Raw genomic sequence first — 15289 nt, 5'->3', positions numbered from 1 at the left:
TAGAGCTGCTGCAACTTTGGTGAGCAGCTGCGACGCCGTCGCCGTGTCAAAGTTCCCAGTCCACCCTCATCTGTGATGAGCCCTCAATGGGCTTGGTCGTGCCGTCCGCCATCAGGACGTCGGTGCCAGGGGCGAAGCTGTTGCATGCCTTGACAAGCTTGGCCCCCTTGAACACCCGCGCCCACGGCAGATCCAGCGCCGCCGAGCCGCCGCCCTTGGCGCTATCACCGCTCAGGCAGCTCTTCCAGGCGTGGACATCGGGGGCGACGAGGCTGACGACCAGCGACGTGACGACCTTGTCGAAAGGGCTCTGCCCGTAGGAGACAAGGCCGAGGGCCTCAGCCGCGCCGCAGAACGGCCTCGACTGGTTGTCGATGTCGCCGCAGAATCCCTGGGCCCAGACCCTCACCCGCTCGGACTCGGTCGTACTGGGGGAACATCGCCTCCAGTTCGCGGGCGCTGGGCACTCGCTGGCCCTCGACCCAGACGTAGCCCTTCTCCTGCTTGACGTTGACCGTCGTCGCGGGAGTGGCTACCTTGCTCTTCCGCTTGGCGCGCGCCGGGTCGGCCGTCCCCGTCCTAGGGTCATAGCCGACCGAGTCCTGGATCTCCGTCGAGCAGTCGTCCAGGTCGTACAGGCAGGGGTCCGTGTGCGGTTCTGTGCCCAGGGGATCGGCGAAAGTGAGCGGGTTGTTAAGGGGATCCTGGGAAGGAACGGTGAATTCCGAATGCCTGAACGCTGAACTAACTCATGCCTCTTGAGGCAACTCGAGCCCCACTGACTCGAACCGCCACCGGTGCACCGCCCGACTCACCAACCCCGGTTCAGGCTCCGGGAGTTCGGGGAGATGTGCGTCGTACGCCGCCTCCCACCAGGTAATGACGAGGACCCGGTCCTGCGGCGCACGGAACGTCTCGCGGCGCTCCGGCTCGCGCTCCAGTACCTGACTCTTTGCCCAGGCCAGCAACTCCTCGCTGCGCCCCGCGACGGCCCGTGCCTCCCACATCAGCGCGACAGCCATCGAACTCCCGCCTCCTCCCGCGTCGCGTAGGCGTAACCGTCGGCCCGTTGAAGAAGTCGCACATGGCGATGATGGATACCCTGGATGAGGCTGTGTCGGGTACGCATGTTGAACCTGCCGCTGGTACGCACCGCGACGCGGCCCACGTGTGTCCCTGCATACCGTCCGGTGGGAATCACAGCGCGTGCATAGTCACCGGTTTGGAAGCCGAAGACGGCCTTGGATCGTGGGTTGATCTTGCGCGGAAAGCCATGGCGATCGAGGTCGGTTCGCCGATACCGGCCACGCCCACCGGCAGTAACGATCAAGACCCTGCGCGGATGCACGGTGACCGCGTTCAGAACTCCAACACACAGGGCGTCCAGCGTGTGCGTCTTGGAAAGACCCACACGCTGTCTGTTCCACTTCGTACGTCCGCCCGTCGCGATACGCACACAGGGAAAAGCGGATTCCAGGGCGCGGCAGAGAGTCCAGCGTGTGGCATTGACCGCGGCAGCGTCTCGCAACGGCTTCTTGGCCTGGGCGCGGATGCGCGCAGCAAGGGTGGGCTTGTCCCTCAGGAATTCCTCGATGGAGGAGCTACCTTTGGCGTGGTTGCAGGGGATGCAGGCCAGAGTGAGGTTACTGATGCGGTCGGAGCCGCCGCGGCTTCGCGGGTGGATGTGGTCGATGTTCAGCGGCACGCCGTAGGCACCGCAGTAGGCGCATCTCCGCTGCCACTTGGCGAGGAGGTATTCGCGTACTTCGGTGCCCGCGAGGGTGCCGTGCTGGTACTCGACCCCCACTAATGTGTCTTCGGAGGTCAGCAGCTGGGTGTCGAAAGCGGCCAACTCGACATGGACGGCGGTGACCGGTGCCCAGCGGGCCAGCCGGGTGGTCCATGTCATGGTGGTCTCCACCCGGTGGCGCAGAGACGGCGCGAGCCATCCTCCAGGTCGTACGCGGTTGTTGAAACGGGGTGCGCGGTAGCGCAGGTTGCGGGATCGCCGCCCGCGCCGATGGGCGGCACGCGCGGTGAGCTTGTCGCGGATCTGACTGCCCCTGTGCTGGAGTTCGACGTGATACAGGCCCCGGCGTACACCATCCCCGTCAGCTGCGAACACCGCGAGGCCCGTGTATTTACTGCCAGGGTCGATGCCCAACTCCACGCCACTCACTACCGATTCGGCAACAGTACGGTCCTTGAGGCGGATGACGAACGGGGTGTGCCGGGCAACAACCGCCCGGCCCGCTTTCAGCAGCTTGCGTGCCCTGGCGGGGCTGGTCGGCTGCAATGGCTGCCCATGCCGGTCCAGGACGAACACCACAGGATGAGGCAGATGAGACAGACGGGCCGCAAGGCCCTCTCCCGGCAACGAAGTGCCGGGGTGACGCCGGTCGGACTCGGTGACGCCCTTCCCGGTCTCCCCTCGACCATGTTCCACGCCGGGTACCACGTCGTCGGTGTGGTCTTCGCGCCCCGTTTCGTCCCTGCTCCCGGGGGTGTCTGCTGACGCGAATTCCAGAGCAAGCTGCTGAGGAAGCACAACTTGGTGGGTCTGCTGCCCTACGTGAAACGTAGCCATCTGGTCACCTCCTTCTGGAGATGGCTGGGTCTGGTCACCCACGGGCCGTCCTGCCTTCAGCAGACAGACCCGTCCCTAGAGACGGGGAGCGGGTGACGAGTACAGGTTCTCCTTGCTGACCTCATGCACGTGGTCATGATGATGGTGCCCTGGCACATGCGTATCCGTCACAAGAAGCGAGGAATCCGCCGAAAGATCCCACGATGACGGCGTTCGGTTCCTTGCCACCATCTCCGCCCCCAACGCCGCCACCATCGCCCCGTTGTCCGTGCACAGCTTGGGCCGCGGCACCCGCAACCGGAGCCCGGCCGCCTCGCAGCGCTCCTGAGCCAGGGCCCGCAGCCGCGAGTTGGCGGCCACGCCACCGCCGATCATCAGGTGGTCGACGCCCTCGTCCTTGCAGGCCCGTACGGCCTTCCGGGTCAGCACGTCCACGACCGCCTCCTGGAAGGAGGCCGCCACATCACGCACCGGCACCTCCTCCCCCGCCGCCCGCTTCGCCTCGATCCAGCGGGCCACGGACGTCTTCAGGCCGGAGAAGGAGAAGTCGTACGCCGGGTCGCGCGGGCCGGTCAGACCGCGCGGGAACTTGATGGCCGAGGGGTCGCCCTCCGTCGCGTACCTGTCGATGACCGGCCCGCCGGGGAAGCCCAGGTTCAGGACGCGGGCGATCTTGTCGAAGGCCTCCCCCGCCGCGTCGTCGATCGTCGCGCCCATCGGCCGTACGTCGGAGGTGATGTCCGACGACAGCAGCAGCGACGAGTGCCCGCCGGACACCAGCAGCGCCATCGTCGGCTCGGGCAGGGCGCCGTGCTCCAACTGGTCCACGCAGATGTGGGAGGCGAGGTGGTTGACGCCGTACAGCGGCTTGCCCAGCGCATAGGCGTACGCCTTCGCCGCCGAGACGCCGACCAGCAGGGCCCCGGCGAGGCCCGGACCGGCGGTGACCGCGATGCCGTCCAGGTCCCGCGCGCTCACCCCCGCCTCCTTCAGCGCGCGGTCGATGGTCGGCACCATCGCTTCGAGGTGCGCCCTGCTGGCCACCTCCGGCACGACCCCGCCGAAACGGGCGTGCTCGTCGACGCTGGACGCGACCGCGTCGGCCAGCAGGGTGGTGCCCCGGACGATGCCGACGCCGGTCTCGTCGCAGGAGGTCTCGATCCCCAGGACCAGGGGTTCGTCAGCCATGGATCTCGGTTCCTTGTACTGAGGTGGCGAGGTCGGTCAGGCGCATCACCAGGGCGTCCACGTTGCCCGGCTGGTAGTAGCCGCGCCTGAAACCGATGGGTTCGAAGCCGAAGCGCTCGTAGAGCTTCTGGGCGCGGACGTTGTCGATCCGGCACTCCAGCATCACTTCGGCGCACTCGAAGGCGGTCGCGGCGCGCAGCAGCTCGGTCAGCAGCCGCCCGCCGAGGCCGGTGCCCTGGTGGTCGCGGGCGACGGCGATCGTCTGGACGTCGGCGAGGTCTCCCGAGGAGGCCAGACCCGCGTACCCCACGATTCTGTCGCCCACCTCGGCCACGAGGTACCGCCGCGTCGCCTCCGGCCCGCGCGCGTGGGCCAGCTCGGACCAGAACATGCCCCGCGACCAGGCGTCCTCGGGGAAGAGGTCCCGTTCGAGTTCGAGCACGGGGTCGATGTCCCACCAGCGCATCTCGCGCAGCCGAGGGGTCACGGTCGTCGATTCGGTCACTTGGGGGTGACCACCTTGTAGTTCTTGGGGACCTGGGCGTCCGGGCGGCGGAGGTACAGGGGTCGGGGCGCCGGGAGTTCCTCGCCGGCGTCCAGTCTCTCGGCGGCCAGACTCGCCATCGCCGCGGCCGACACATGCTCGGGCTCGTGGGCGCTGGGGAAGGTGTCCGGATACAGCAGCGCGCCCGCGCCGACCGCGGGCAGCCCGGCCACCTGGTCGGCGATGTCGGCGGGCCGGGCGACGGCCGGGTCGGTCAGCCGGGTCCGGGAGTCGGCGTACTTCGCCCAGTAGACCTCCTTGCGACGGGCGTCGGTGGCCACGACGAACGGGCCCCGCTCGATGTCGGCCGCGTACGCGAGGCCGTCGAGGGTGCACACGCCGTGCACGGGGACGCCGAGCGCGAGCCCGAAGGTGTCCGCGGTCATCAGACCGACGCGCAGGCCGGTGTAGGGGCCGGGGCCGATACCGACGACGATGCCGGTGACGGCGTCGAGCTTGAGACCGGCCTCGGCGAGCACACGGTCGACGGCCGGCAGCAACAGCTCGCCGTGCCGGCGCGCGTCCACCTGACTCGACGAGGCGATGACGTCCGTACCGTCGTGCAGCGCGACGGTGACGGCGGGGGTGGCGGTATCCAGAGCGAGCAAGAGCACGCAAACAGCCTACGGCTCATCAGGGCCCGTGTCGGACGTCCCGTCGTCCGCCCGGAGGGCGGGCCCAGCGCCCGCCGCGATGGGGGTCCCCCCGCTCGAGCGAAGCCGAGAGTGGGGGAGGCTGATGTCGACGTCGGTGCGTGCGATCGCAAGGCGCCGGAGCGCCCTCGCTGGGGGTCCCCCCGCGCGAGGTTGTTCGAGCGTGGGGGAGGAGCCACGTGGGCGGTTCGGCAACGCGGCTGGGGGTCCCCCCACGCCCTTGAGGCAGTGGGGGAGTGCGTGCCGGGCGCCGCTGGGCAGGCGGGACGTCCGACACGGGCCCTGAGGCCCGGCACGGCCGCCCAGGTCGGGCAGTCACCTGCTGCTACCGTCGCCACGAAGCAAGGCGTACGACAACGAGGTGGGCGACCGTGGCAAGCAGCAGCGCCGGATTCGTGACGGGGCTCACCGTGGCGGCTCTCGCGGCCGTCGGCTTCCTCGCCTACCAGGCCTCGGCGACCGTCCCGGCCGACCTCGGCACGCCGCGCGCGGGCAGCTCGCCCGCGGTGTCCGCCTCGAAGGCGCCCCGGAGCGCGAAGGACCCCGCCCCGCCGCCCGCCGGGTCCGGTTCGGGCGAACGGGTCGTGTACTCGCTGGCCGAAGACCGCGTGTGGATGGTCGGGCCGGGCGAGAAGGTCACGCGCACGTTCGAGGTCACCCCCGGCACCGTCGACCCGGCGCAGGGCACCTACGCGGTCACGTCCCGCTCGAGCGCGGTCACCGGCACCGACGGCACCCCCATCGTGCACGTGGTCCGCTTCACCAATGTGAAGGGCGTGACCATCGGCTTCAGCGCCGCGGTCGACGGCTCGACGCCCGCGCCCGACCCCGCCGTACAGACGGGCGGCATCCGCGAGTCACGGGCGGACGGCCACGCGATGTGGCTGTTCGCGACGGTCGGCGCGAAGGTCGTCGTGATCCGCTAGGCGAATCGCCCCTAGGGCCCTTCTGATGGATCTCCGTGGGAGAAGGAGCGGCGTTCGGTGCGTGCTCTCGGCGTGCCGGGCGGAAGCCCTCGATGGGGGTCCCCCCGCGCGAGGTTGTTCGAGCGTGGGGGAGGAGCTACTAGGGCTTTTGTCCGGTGCGGCGAGTGGGGGCACCTCCCACGCCTTTAAGGCAGTGGGGGAGCGTGCCGAACGCCGCGACGCCGCGGAGATCCATCAGAAGGGCCCTAGGCCGCCTTCGGGTGCTCCGCGGGCCGCTGGACCGTCCCGGGGTCGGGCACGCGCGGCGGTGTCGAGATCGCCTTCGCGGCGGCACACGACGCCAGCAGGTCTCGCATGGATACGCCGGCGACGACCGCATACGGCTGCGGCGGTGACTGCGGCTTGCTCTCGGTGGCCGACATGGACGCCTCCTGAAGTTCGGGGGCGGGCGTAGTTAGGTACACCTAACTACGGACTGGATACCATGTGACCACGGCTGAGACACCGAATGCAACATCTTGCCGACGCCTTGTCGGAACATTCATGACTCAGCTTCATGGCTCACTTTTAAGAGTCACCTTTTATGGGTCACCTTCATGAATCCCGCATGAGTCAGGCGGACAGCACGCTCAGGTCCACCGCCGCCCACCGCTCCCCCAGCCCGGTCAGCGTCACGTGCCGTACCTCGTCCGTGGTGTCTCCCACGGCCCGGTGGATGACGACCTCCAGCCGGTCGTCGGTCAGCTCCTCGACCTTGCCCTCGCCCCACTCCACGACGATCACCGACTCGGGCAGCGAGACGTCGAGGTCGAGGTCCTCCATCTCGTCCAGCCCGCCGCCCAGGCGATACGCGTCGACGTGGACGAGGGGCGGGCCGTCACCGAGGGCAGGGTGCACGCGGGCGATCACGAAGGTCGGTGAGGTGACCGCACCCCGCACTCCGAGCCCCTCGCCCAGCCCCCGGGTCAGCGTCGTCTTGCCCGCGCCGAGCTCCCCGGTGAGCATCACGAGGTCACCGGCGCGCAGCAGCTTGGCGAGACGTCGTCCCAGGTCACGCATCTGCTCGGGGGAGGTGACGGTCAGTTCGGTCTCAGCCGGGTCGTGCGGTGCTGCTGGTGCTTCCATAGCCACTTACGGTAGCCCCTGCGGGCACGGCCCCCGCGCGGGTGAGCAGGTCGGCGAGGCGGTCGGTGACCACCTCCGGGTGTTCCAGCATCACCAGGTGCCCGGCGTCCGGCACGAGGACCAGTTCGGCGTCCGGCAGCAGGTCGGCGATGGCCTCGCTGTGCTCGCTGGGCGTGACGAGGTCGCCGACGCCGGCCAGCACGAGCACCGGGACGTCCGTGAAGTGGGCGAGGGCCTCGGCCTTGTCGTGGTCGTTGAACGCCGGGTAGTACTCGGCGACCACGTCGATCGGCGTGCCCTCGATCATCCGCTCGGCGAACCGGGCGATGGCCGGATCGACGTCCCGGGACGAGAAGGAGTACCGCTTGATGATCCCGGCGAACAGATCGGCGGTGGCCCGGCGCCCCTTCTCCACCAGCGCGGCCTGCTGCCCGAGCGCCTTCAGCACCCCCGGCAGCACCCGCCGTACGGCATTGACGCCGGCGACGGGCAGCCCGAAGTTGACCTGGCCGAGCCCTCCGGACGACGTACCGACGAGGGCGACGGCGACGACCCGGTCGCGGATCAGCTCCGGGTACTGGTCGGCCAGGGCCATGACGGTCATCCCGCCCATGGAGTGCCCGACCAGCACGATCGGCCCCTCCGGCACGGCGGCGTCGATGACGGCCTTCAGGTCGCGGCCGAGCTGGTCGATGGTGACCGGCACGCCGTCCTCGACCTGGCCCACGCCCCGCCCGGACCGGCCGTGGCTGCGCTGGTCCCAGTGCACGGTCCGTACGACGCCTCCGAGCGCCGCCCGCTGGAAGTGCCAGGAGTCCTGGTTGAGGCAGTAGCCGTGGCTGAAGACGACGGTGACCGGGGCGGGGGCCTTGCGGCCGAAGAGCCGGCGCCGACGAGGCGCCGGTCCGCCCTCGGGTTCGACGTCGTCGACCTCGTAGTACAGCTCGGTGCCGTCGTCGGCGTACGCCTTGCCGGGCGTGCCGCGCAGCGCGCCGTACGGCCCCGCCGAGTCCAGCGCGAGCCGGGCCTTCTGGCGCATGCCGCGGCCGACGGTGAGCCGCTCTATGGCGACGCCGGCGGCCGCGCCCGCGGCGACCACGCCTATCGCGACGCCCGCGATGCCCGTCGCCCGCCGCCAGCCTCCGGCCACCCCTGTGGCGGCGGCGACGGCCGCGGCGGCGTCCGCGACGGACTCCGCACTGCTCTCGCTCACGTACCGCTCCTCTTCGCCGCACTGCTTGCCTTTGTGGGCCCCGTTCGGGTTACCCGCCCTGCCCCGCCCTCACCGGTGTTTGTCACTCATTCACATAGACGCGGGGAACGCGCGTTCCGATCCGGGTGACGATTTCGTACGCGATGGTCCCCGCCGCTTGCGCCCAGTCCTCGGCGGTGGGCTCGCCGCGGTCGCCGGGCCCGAAGAGCACCGCCTCCGCACCCGGCGCGGGCTCGTCGCCCCCCAGGTCCACGACGAACTGGTCCATCGCGACCCGTCCGGCGACGGTACGCCACTTGCCGTCGACCAACACCGGGCCGGTCCCGGAAGCGTGCCGCGGGATGCCGTCCGCGTACCCGACGGGCACCAGGCCGAGGGTGGTCTCGCCCGGGGTGACGTAGTGATGGCCGTAACTCACGCCGTGGCCGCCCGGCACGTGCTTCACCAGCGCGATGGACGCCGACAGCGTCATCACCGGGCGCAGTCCGAAGTCGGCGGGGCCGCCGATCTCGGGGCTCGGCGAGATGCCGTACAGCGCGATCCCGGTCCGTACGAGGTCGAAGTGGGCCTCGGGAAGGGTGAGGGTGGCGGGCGAGTTGGCGATGTGCCGCACCTCGGGGCGGACGCCCTGCCCCTCGGCGTACGTCACCATCTCCCGGAAGCGGGTGAGCTGGGCGTCGATGGAGGGATGCCCGGGCTCGTCGGCGCAGGCGAAGTGCGACCACAGGCCGGTGACCCGGACCAGTCCCTCCCGCTCGGCACGCAGCGCGGCGCCGACCAGTTCGGCCCAGTCCTCGCCCGGCTGGCAGCCGCCCCGCCCGAGCCCGGTGTCGGCCTTGAGCTGCACGCGCGCGGGCATACCGGCGCCACGGGCGGCCTCGGTGACCTCCCGCAGGGCCCACATCCCGCTGACCGCCACGTCGACACCGGCCTCGATGGTCTGCCGCCAGGGCCCGCCGGGCGTCCACAGCCAGCACATGATGCGTCCGGTCAGCCCGGCGGCCCGCAGCGCGAGGGCCTCCTCGGGCGTGGCCGTACCCAGCCAGCTCGCCCCCGCCTCGACCGCCGCGCGGGCGCACGGCACCGCTCCGTGGCCGTACCCGTCGGACTTCACCACGGCCATGACGGCAGCCCCGGACGCATGGGCGCGCAGGGTCCGCACGTTGGCCCGCAGGGCGGCCAGGTCGATCTCGGCACGGGCACGCAGGGGCGCAGTCCGCGGGGTTGCTGTCTCATTCATGGCGCCCCCAGTGTCTCAGAGGCGTCGGACACGCCCGTGGACGCCTACTTTCCGGGCCTGCGGCCCCACACGTACACCTGGTCGCCCGTCTTCAGCACGCCCCACAGCTTGCGGGCGTCGCCGAGCCGCAGATTGACGCAGCCCATGGAGCCGACGGTGGTGTGGATGCTGCCGTAGACGGCGTGGAAGGCCTGGCCGCCGCTGAAGAACTGGGCGTACGGCATGGGCGTGTTGTACAGCGTCGACCAATGGTTCTTGTGCTTCCAGTAGATCTTGTGCAATCCGCCCCGGGTCGGATACTCGGCCCGCCCACTGCGCATCGGCACGGGCCCGAAGACGACCTTCTCCCCCTTCTGCACCCAGGTCAACTGCCGGCTGAGATCGACACAGGCCACCCGATGGGTACGCACCGGGCACTTCTTCGCCGCGTTCGGGTTCTTCTTCGCGGAGATGAGCTGCATCGTCGCCCAGGTGACGGGCCCGGCGAACCCGATGGCCGGTTTGATCTTCTCCTTCACCTGGAACGCCCTGATGGCCCGGCAGTCGGCCGCCGACTGCTTCCCGTCGACCTTGAGCTTCAGCCACCGCTCGACCTGCCGCTGATAGGGCCCGGTCTGCTTGCTGCACGTCACGCGCGCGACGGCGTCGCCGAGCGGCACGAACTCGACAAGCGCGTACGTCCCTGCCGCCTCGGCCCTCGGCTCGACCGCGTCCTCCGCCTTGCTGGGCACGTACACCTTCGGCGCGAGCAGCTGGTCGGGCGTATCGATCGGCCAGAGCAGATACGGCCCCGGCGCCACACCGGGGACCAGCTCGGCTTCGGGGGAAGGGGCGGGGGCGGGAGCGGGAGCGGGGGCGGGCGGCACGGGTGAGGCCCAGGCGGTCGTGGTGGGCAACGCGGTGGCCGCGGCGAGGAGGACGGCGAGGCATCGGGGGGCGAGTCGGGGACCGAATCGGGGGAGGATACGTCTGCTGATCATGCGATCAGAGAAACGCGCGAGCGGACCTGCGAAGAGGGTGACGCGCGGTGGGGTCACCCGTTTTGACGAGGGGTCAATTCTTGGTCGGCGGAGTCGGTCAGGGGTGTGGTCCCACCTCTCGAGGTGCCGAGTCGGGCCTCCACCCCGCCCTCACGCCACGACATCCCGCCAGGCCCTCCCCACAGCCGCCGCCACATCACTCGCCCCCACCGGCGCCCCACCCGCCGCGAACCTCCCGGCCAGTCCATGCAGATACGCGCCCGCACTCCCCGCGTCCACCGCCGAAAGCCCCGCCGCCAGCAACGACCCCGCCAGCCCCGACAACACGTCCCCGCTCCCCGCCGTAGCCAGCCAGCCGGTCCCCGTCGCGTTCACCCGCACCGCCCCGCCCCCGGAATCGGCCACCAGCGTCGTCGACCCCTTCAACAGCACGGTCGCCCCGTACCGCCCCGCCAACTCCCGCACCGCGCCCAGCCGAGCCCCCTCGACCTCCTCGCGCGCCACCCCGAGCAACGCCGCCGCCTCCCCGGCGTGCGGAGTCATCAACGTCGGCGCCGTACGCCCTCGCACCGCCCCGACCTCCGCCAGCCGCAGCCCGTCCGCGTCGATCAGCACCGGCACGTCCGCCGCCAGCACCTCCGCCACGGTCGCCGCGTCCTCCCCGGCCCCCGGCCCGACGACCCACGCCTGCACCCGCCCCGCCCGCTTGGGCCCTTGGTCCGACACGAGCGTCTCGGGGAAGCGCGCGATCACGGCGTCCCCGGCGGGCCCGACGTACCGTACGGCCCCGGCCCCGCCCCGCAGCGCCCCCGCGACGGCGAGCACGGCGGCCCCCGGATAGCGCGCGGACCCGGCCGCGACCCCGACGACTCCCCGCCGGTATTTGTCGCTCTCCACGGCCGGCACCGGCAGCAGCCGGGCCACATCGGCGTGCTGCAACGCCTCCAGGTCGGGTTCGGCGGGCAGTTCCAGCCCGATGTCGACGAGCCGCACCGACCCGGCGTACTCCCGCGCCGGATCGATCAGCAGCCCCGGCTTGTGCGTCCCGAAGGTGACGGTCAGGTCGGCCCGTACGGCCGCCCCGTGCACCTCGCCCGTGTCGACGTCCACGCCGCTCGGCAGGTCGACGGCGACGACGGCGGCCCGCGAGCGCTCCGCCGCGGCGGCCAACGGCACCGCGTCCGGCCGCAGTCCGCCCTTGCCGCCGATCCCGACGATCCCGTCGACGACGAGATCGGCCCGGCGGATCAGCTCCTCGGCGGCACCCGCCCCTGTCGCGCGTCCCCCCGCCCGCCGCAAGGCCGCCAGCCCCCCGGCATGCGCCCGCTCGGGCGCGAGCAGCACCGCCGTGACGCCGGCACCCCGACGCGCCAGCCGGGCCCCGGCGTACAACGCGTCGCCGCCGTTGTCGCCACTGCCGACCAGCAGCACGACCCGGCTGCCGTACACCCGCCCCAGCAGGTCCGCGCAGGCGGCGGCGAGTCCGGCCGCCGCCCGTTGCATCAGCGCCCCGTCCGGAAGCCGTGCCATCAGCTCCCGCTCGGCCGCCCTCACCGTTTCCACGCTGTACGCAGTACGCATGCGATCGAGTCTCCCGTAGATCGCTCCTCTCGGGGGATGGCGAAAGACCAAAGACGCGCCACCCATTGACGCTTTGCCGCCGCTTTGCCAAACTCACCGCCCCCCACAGGATGAATCGATTCAGTCGAATCAGTTCGACGAAATCAGTTCGACGAAATCAGTTCGACGAGATCGGTTCGACGAGAGGACGCACCCGCATGCGACTCAGATCCGCTCGCCCCGCCCGACCCGTCCGCCGCATGGCCACCGCGGCGGCCGCCGTCGCCCTCCTCACCACCGCGGGCGCCCTGACGGCCAACGCCGCCCCCACCGCCCCGGCCGCGCCGGCCCGGGCCGCCGCCTGTGGCGACGGCTCGTACCAGGCCGAGGCCGTCCTCAACGGCAGCACCTGGACCGCCCGCCGCGGCAGCAGCACCGTCTACACGGGCGGCGACATGCGCGCCGCGGTCCAGGCCGCCGTCAACAGCCTCACCTCCGGCCGCACCGCCAAGGAACGAGTCGTAGTCCGCGGCTCGGGCTCGATATCCGCCGGTTCGCGCATCTCACTCCCCAGCTACACCGTCCTCGACGTCTGCGGCACCATCAACGTCACCGGCACCGGTTCCGGCGACCAGGCCCCGGTCTACTCCCGCGGCACCCGGGACGTCGAGGTCCAGCACCTGAACCTCACCGGTACCCCGCTGTACGGCGTCTTCATGCGCAACGTCCAGAACGTGGTCCTCGGCCAGCTCGACATGCGCCTCTCCCGCGGCCTCGGCGTCCGCATCGACAACCGCGGCGACACCAGCCAGTGGACGAGGAACGTCCGCATCGACAACGTGTACGTCTCCGGGGCCTCCAGCCACGCGGTCGAGACGTACGGCGTCGACGGCCTGACCGTCGGCACGGTCACGGCCCGCAACGTCGGCGAGTCCGGCCTGCTGCTGAACCAGACCATCAACGCGAACATCACCAAGGTCGACGCGGACAACGCGGGCGCGGGCACCGGCTACGCGGCCTTCCGCATGGCCAACCGCAACGGACGCGTGGGCAGCAGCTATCCGACCAACATCCGTGTCGGCGAAGTGATCGCACGCGGCGGCGGCCGGGGCGTGTTCTGCGTCTCGGAGAGCGGCGGCGCGACGATCAACAAGGTGACGATCTCCAACACCGGCAACAACTCGGTCCTGATCGAGAACTGCTACAACGTGAACCTCGCCGCGCAGAGCGGCACCGTCACCGGCGGCGGCGAGATCCGCCTGGCCGCACGCTCGGAGTTCCCGAACAACAAGGACATCACCATCCAGAACCTGACGGTGACCAACTCGGCGATACGGGAGAGCCCCTGCGGCGAGAACACGACGTTCCGCAACATCACTCGCGTGAACAGCAGCCAGTCGATCTGCTGACGGCCGTCCGGGGTGGGGCCACCAAGGCCGGTGGGCCGACGGGCCTGCGGGCCTGCGGGCCGGTGACCTCACCCCTCCGCGATCACCACGGCCGAGGCCACCCCGGCGTCATGACTCAGCGACACATGCCATGACCGCACCCCGAGTTCAGCCGCCCGTGCCGCCACAGTCCCACTCACCCGCAACCGCGGCTGCCCGCTGTCCTCGACGCACACCTCGGCGTCCGTCCAGTGCAGCCCCGGCGGGGCGCCGAGGGCCTTTGCCAGGGCCTCCTTGGCAGCGAACCGAACGGCGAGCGAGGCGACGCCCCGGCGCTCACCGCTGGGCAGCAACAGCTCGCTTGGCAGGAACAGCCGATCGACCAGCGCTGGCGTCCGCTCCAGGGAGACCGCGAACCGGTCGATCTCGGCCACGTCGATACCGACACCGATGATGCTCATCCGGGCACTCTACGACCCGTCCGACGACCCCGGACTCGACTCCCCGGTGACCAGATCGGTCTGGTGTGTCGCGGTGACGGCCCGATCCAGGAAACGGGTGAGCACATCCGCGTCGGGGCACAGGTTGACGCCCCGGTGGAACTCCTTCGAGAACTCCACGCCGCGCGTGTCCAGGACACGCAGCACCGCTGCGGCCCAGGCCGACCGATACCCCGCGGCGAAGCCTGCGCCCCATTGTGCGGGGTGCTCCTCGGCCTCCCCCGCCGTGCAGGCGCGCACCCGGGCCAGGTCCTCAAGGGGAATGACTCCGCGCTGTCTGAGGTCCTCCAGCCCGAACCGGAAGTCGCCCGCCACCTTGTGCGGAGGGACGCCCAGCCCAAGGCACGTCGCCGTAAAACGGTAGAGCTCGAGGAGCTCCGACGGCGCGTCCCGATCCGCGTCCGGCTGACAACCGCCCATCGGTCAGCCCCGTTCAGCAGCGCTCGGGGGAACCTCCGAAGCCGCGTCGAACAGGTCTTCCGCGCGCTTCACGGTGCCGGCCCTTTCGAGCCAGTCGTCGAGGCGGTCGAGGTCGGTGCAGGTGGTGATGCGTTCGCGAACCTGCTCAGAGATCGAGAGACCGCGGTATTGCAGCATGCGCAGGATTCCCTTGGCCTCACCCCTGGCCTTGCCCTCGGCCTTGCCGTGGAGGTAGGCCCGCTCCATGACCGTGCCCCGGCCGGGGAAGTAGTTGACGAACGACACGAGATTCCTCCACTTTTCTCCGGCAGGGGAATTCCCCAATGCCGCGTCCAGGAACTGGTAGATGTAGTCCGACACGTCAGGGTCCAGCCGCGCGAGGGCGCGGGCCAGCGCATCCAGTATGACGTCGACATCAGGACTGTTGGCGTGCACCAGGGCGGAGAACGCCGCCATGGCGGGTTTCTCGGCGGCCGTTCTCTCGTCGATGACCGGCGGGATGTTGTCCGGACTCACGACCAGGGGATACGTCCGCTGGGCGGTCCAGCCACGGACCCCGCACTGGAACGGGCCGGCGGCCCACTTGGCGGTGGCCCGGTCCCGGCAGGCCACGAGCAGCAGTACGGGCAGGCCGTATTTGGAGTTGAGATATGCGATGTAGTACGGCCAGCTCGACTCCTTCTTCGGGTCCCGCCGTTCCTGCGCTTCCACGGCGAGGAGGAAGGCGTCGCCGTCGGCGGCGGTGACACGCAGCACCGTGTCGACGTGACGTGCCAGAGGCTTGGCCTCCGTCACATCGGAGACGATCGCGTCCACCGCCGCTTTCTCGGGTGATTCGACACTCAGCACCTCGAAAACAGGCGTGAGGATCTCGGGCCGCTCCTGGAAGATGCGGTGCATGCCCTCGTGAGCTGATGTGACCATGTGCGCAACCTAGATGGATCAAGGGACGGGTTGTCCGGGCA

17 protein-coding genes are annotated in these 15289 nt (G+C 70.5%); 2 read left to right on the top strand and 15 right to left on the bottom strand.

All coding sequences use genetic code 11. From position 1 onward, the window contains the following. Positions 1-46: 46 nt before the first annotated feature. From Q4V64_RS31510 to tsaB, 6 genes are all read right to left on the bottom strand, one after another. On the bottom strand, positions 47-409 hold the full coding sequence (locus Q4V64_RS31510) for a hypothetical protein (protein ID WP_124439862.1): 363 nt from the start codon (positions 407-409) through the stop codon (positions 47-49). A gap of 340 nt (positions 410-749) precedes the next feature. Then, the gene (locus Q4V64_RS31505) at positions 750-1022 is read right to left on the bottom strand and encodes a hypothetical protein (RefSeq protein ID WP_124439863.1); all 273 of its coding nucleotides are present in this window, start codon (positions 1020-1022) and stop codon (positions 750-752) included. Continuing rightward, a complete protein-coding gene (gene iscB / locus Q4V64_RS31500; RefSeq protein ID WP_124439864.1) occupies positions 1007-2587 on the bottom strand; it encodes an RNA-guided endonuclease IscB in 1581 nt (526 codons plus the stop codon). Before iscB ends, Q4V64_RS31505 begins: the two co-directional genes overlap by 16 nt. A 75-nt stretch (positions 2588-2662) precedes the next feature. Continuing rightward, a complete protein-coding gene (tsaD, locus tag Q4V64_RS31495) occupies positions 2663-3775 on the bottom strand; it encodes a tRNA (adenosine(37)-N6)-threonylcarbamoyltransferase complex transferase subunit TsaD (RefSeq protein ID WP_124439865.1) in 1113 nt (370 codons plus the stop codon). Beyond that, complete coding sequence (gene rimI / locus Q4V64_RS31490; protein ID WP_124439907.1) at positions 3768-4241, bottom strand: ribosomal protein S18-alanine N-acetyltransferase; 474 nt, start codon at positions 4239-4241, stop codon at positions 3768-3770. The genes tsaD and rimI overlap by 8 nt, the downstream gene beginning before the upstream one ends. 35 nt (positions 4242-4276) lie before the next feature. Then, positions 4277-4933: a tRNA (adenosine(37)-N6)-threonylcarbamoyltransferase complex dimerization subunit type 1 TsaB gene (gene tsaB / locus Q4V64_RS31485; protein WP_124439866.1), complete on the bottom strand. Its 657-nt coding sequence runs from the start codon at positions 4931-4933 to the stop codon at positions 4277-4279. Positions 4934-5343: 410 nt separating this feature from the next. Between tsaB and Q4V64_RS31480 the strand changes: the two genes are divergently transcribed. Beyond that, positions 5344-5898, top strand: a complete 555-nt coding sequence (locus Q4V64_RS31480) for a hypothetical protein (protein WP_124439868.1) — start codon at positions 5344-5346, stop codon at positions 5896-5898. 245 nt (positions 5899-6143) lie between these two features. On the opposite strand, the gene Q4V64_RS31475 is transcribed toward Q4V64_RS31480, so the two are convergent. The 6 genes from Q4V64_RS31475 to Q4V64_RS31450 all read right to left on the bottom strand — a co-directional run bounded on the left by Q4V64_RS31475 (position 6144) and on the right by Q4V64_RS31450 (position 12037). Further along, the gene (locus tag Q4V64_RS31475; RefSeq protein WP_172629179.1) at positions 6144-6320 is read right to left on the bottom strand and encodes a hypothetical protein; all 177 of its coding nucleotides are present in this window, start codon (positions 6318-6320) and stop codon (positions 6144-6146) included. Positions 6321-6510: 190 nt separating this feature from the next. Then, the gene (gene tsaE / locus Q4V64_RS31470) at positions 6511-7023 is read right to left on the bottom strand and encodes a tRNA (adenosine(37)-N6)-threonylcarbamoyltransferase complex ATPase subunit type 1 TsaE (RefSeq protein ID WP_124439869.1); all 513 of its coding nucleotides are present in this window, start codon (positions 7021-7023) and stop codon (positions 6511-6513) included. Continuing rightward, entirely contained in the window at positions 6989-8236 is a 1248-nt protein-coding gene (locus Q4V64_RS31465; protein ID WP_124439870.1) for an alpha/beta hydrolase, read from the bottom strand. The genes tsaE and Q4V64_RS31465 overlap by 35 nt, the downstream gene beginning before the upstream one ends. 82 nt (positions 8237-8318) lie before the next feature. Further along, positions 8319-9476, bottom strand: a complete 1158-nt coding sequence (gene alr, locus Q4V64_RS31460; RefSeq protein ID WP_124439871.1) for an alanine racemase — start codon at positions 9474-9476, stop codon at positions 8319-8321. A gap of 44 nt (positions 9477-9520) precedes the next feature. Beyond that, positions 9521-10456 (bottom strand): L,D-transpeptidase family protein, encoded by a 936-nt coding sequence (locus Q4V64_RS31455; protein WP_124439872.1) that lies wholly within the window; start codon positions 10454-10456, stop codon positions 9521-9523. Positions 10457-10606: 150 nt separating this feature from the next. Then, entirely contained in the window at positions 10607-12037 is a 1431-nt protein-coding gene (locus tag Q4V64_RS31450) for an NAD(P)H-hydrate dehydratase (protein WP_124439873.1), read from the bottom strand. 197 nt (positions 12038-12234) lie between these two features. Between Q4V64_RS31450 and Q4V64_RS31445 the strand changes: the two genes are divergently transcribed. Next, positions 12235-13425, top strand: coding sequence for a hypothetical protein (locus Q4V64_RS31445; protein ID WP_253266930.1), 1191 nt, complete (start codon positions 12235-12237; stop codon positions 13423-13425). Between the two features lie 68 nt (positions 13426-13493). Here Q4V64_RS31445 and Q4V64_RS31440 read toward each other — a convergent pair whose 3' ends face one another. Genes Q4V64_RS31440 through Q4V64_RS31430 form a run of 3 tightly spaced genes read right to left on the bottom strand, consistent with a single transcriptional unit; the run spans position 13494 to position 15248 of the window. Further along, on the bottom strand, positions 13494-13865 hold the full coding sequence (locus tag Q4V64_RS31440) for a holo-ACP synthase (RefSeq protein WP_124439875.1): 372 nt from the start codon (positions 13863-13865) through the stop codon (positions 13494-13496). A 9-nt stretch (positions 13866-13874) separates the two neighbouring features. Beyond that, a complete protein-coding gene (locus Q4V64_RS31435) occupies positions 13875-14324 on the bottom strand; it encodes a hypothetical protein (protein ID WP_124439876.1) in 450 nt (149 codons plus the stop codon). A gap of 3 nt (positions 14325-14327) precedes the next feature. Beyond that, positions 14328-15248, bottom strand: a complete 921-nt coding sequence (locus Q4V64_RS31430; protein WP_253266931.1) for a hypothetical protein — start codon at positions 15246-15248, stop codon at positions 14328-14330. Positions 15249-15289: the final 41 nt, after the last annotated feature.

This window comes from Streptomyces sp. NL15-2K, from assembly GCF_030551255.1.
Taxonomy (GTDB): domain Bacteria; phylum Actinomycetota; class Actinomycetes; order Streptomycetales; family Streptomycetaceae; genus Streptomyces.
The sequence above is the reverse complement of the archived record's forward strand: the minus strand, read 5'-3'. Positions and strand labels throughout refer to the sequence as shown.

Coding starts and splice junctions, on each gene's coding strand:
- Q4V64_RS31505 (WP_124439863.1), bottom strand. CDS start 1,022: ATGGCTGTCGCGCTGATGTGGGAGGCACGGGCCGTCGCGGGGCGCAGC.
- iscB (WP_124439864.1), bottom strand. CDS start 2,587: ATGGCTACGTTTCACGTAGGGCAGCAGACCCACCAAGTTGTGCTTCCT.
- tsaD (WP_124439865.1), bottom strand. CDS start 3,775: ATGGCTGACGAACCCCTGGTCCTGGGGATCGAGACCTCCTGCGACGAG.
- rimI (WP_124439907.1), bottom strand. CDS start 4,241: ATGCGCTGGTGGGACATCGACCCCGTGCTCGAACTCGAACGGGACCTC.
- Q4V64_RS31475 (WP_172629179.1), bottom strand. CDS start 6,320: ATGTCGGCCACCGAGAGCAAGCCGCAGTCACCGCCGCAGCCGTATGCG.
- tsaE (WP_124439869.1), bottom strand. CDS start 7,023: ATGGAAGCACCAGCAGCACCGCACGACCCGGCTGAGACCGAACTGACC.
- alr (WP_124439871.1), bottom strand. CDS start 9,476: ATGAATGAGACAGCAACCCCGCGGACTGCGCCCCTGCGTGCCCGTGCC.
- Q4V64_RS31455 (WP_124439872.1), bottom strand. CDS start 10,456: ATGATCAGCAGACGTATCCTCCCCCGATTCGGTCCCCGACTCGCCCCC.
- Q4V64_RS31450 (WP_124439873.1), bottom strand. CDS start 12,037: ATGCGTACTGCGTACAGCGTGGAAACGGTGAGGGCGGCCGAGCGGGAG.
- Q4V64_RS31445 (WP_253266930.1), top strand. CDS start 12,235: ATGCGACTCAGATCCGCTCGCCCCGCCCGACCCGTCCGCCGCATGGCC.
- Q4V64_RS31440 (WP_124439875.1), bottom strand. CDS start 13,865: ATGAGCATCATCGGTGTCGGTATCGACGTGGCCGAGATCGACCGGTTC.
- Q4V64_RS31435 (WP_124439876.1), bottom strand. CDS start 14,324: ATGGGCGGTTGTCAGCCGGACGCGGATCGGGACGCGCCGTCGGAGCTC.
- Q4V64_RS31430 (WP_253266931.1), bottom strand. CDS start 15,248: ATGGTCACATCAGCTCACGAGGGCATGCACCGCATCTTCCAGGAGCGG.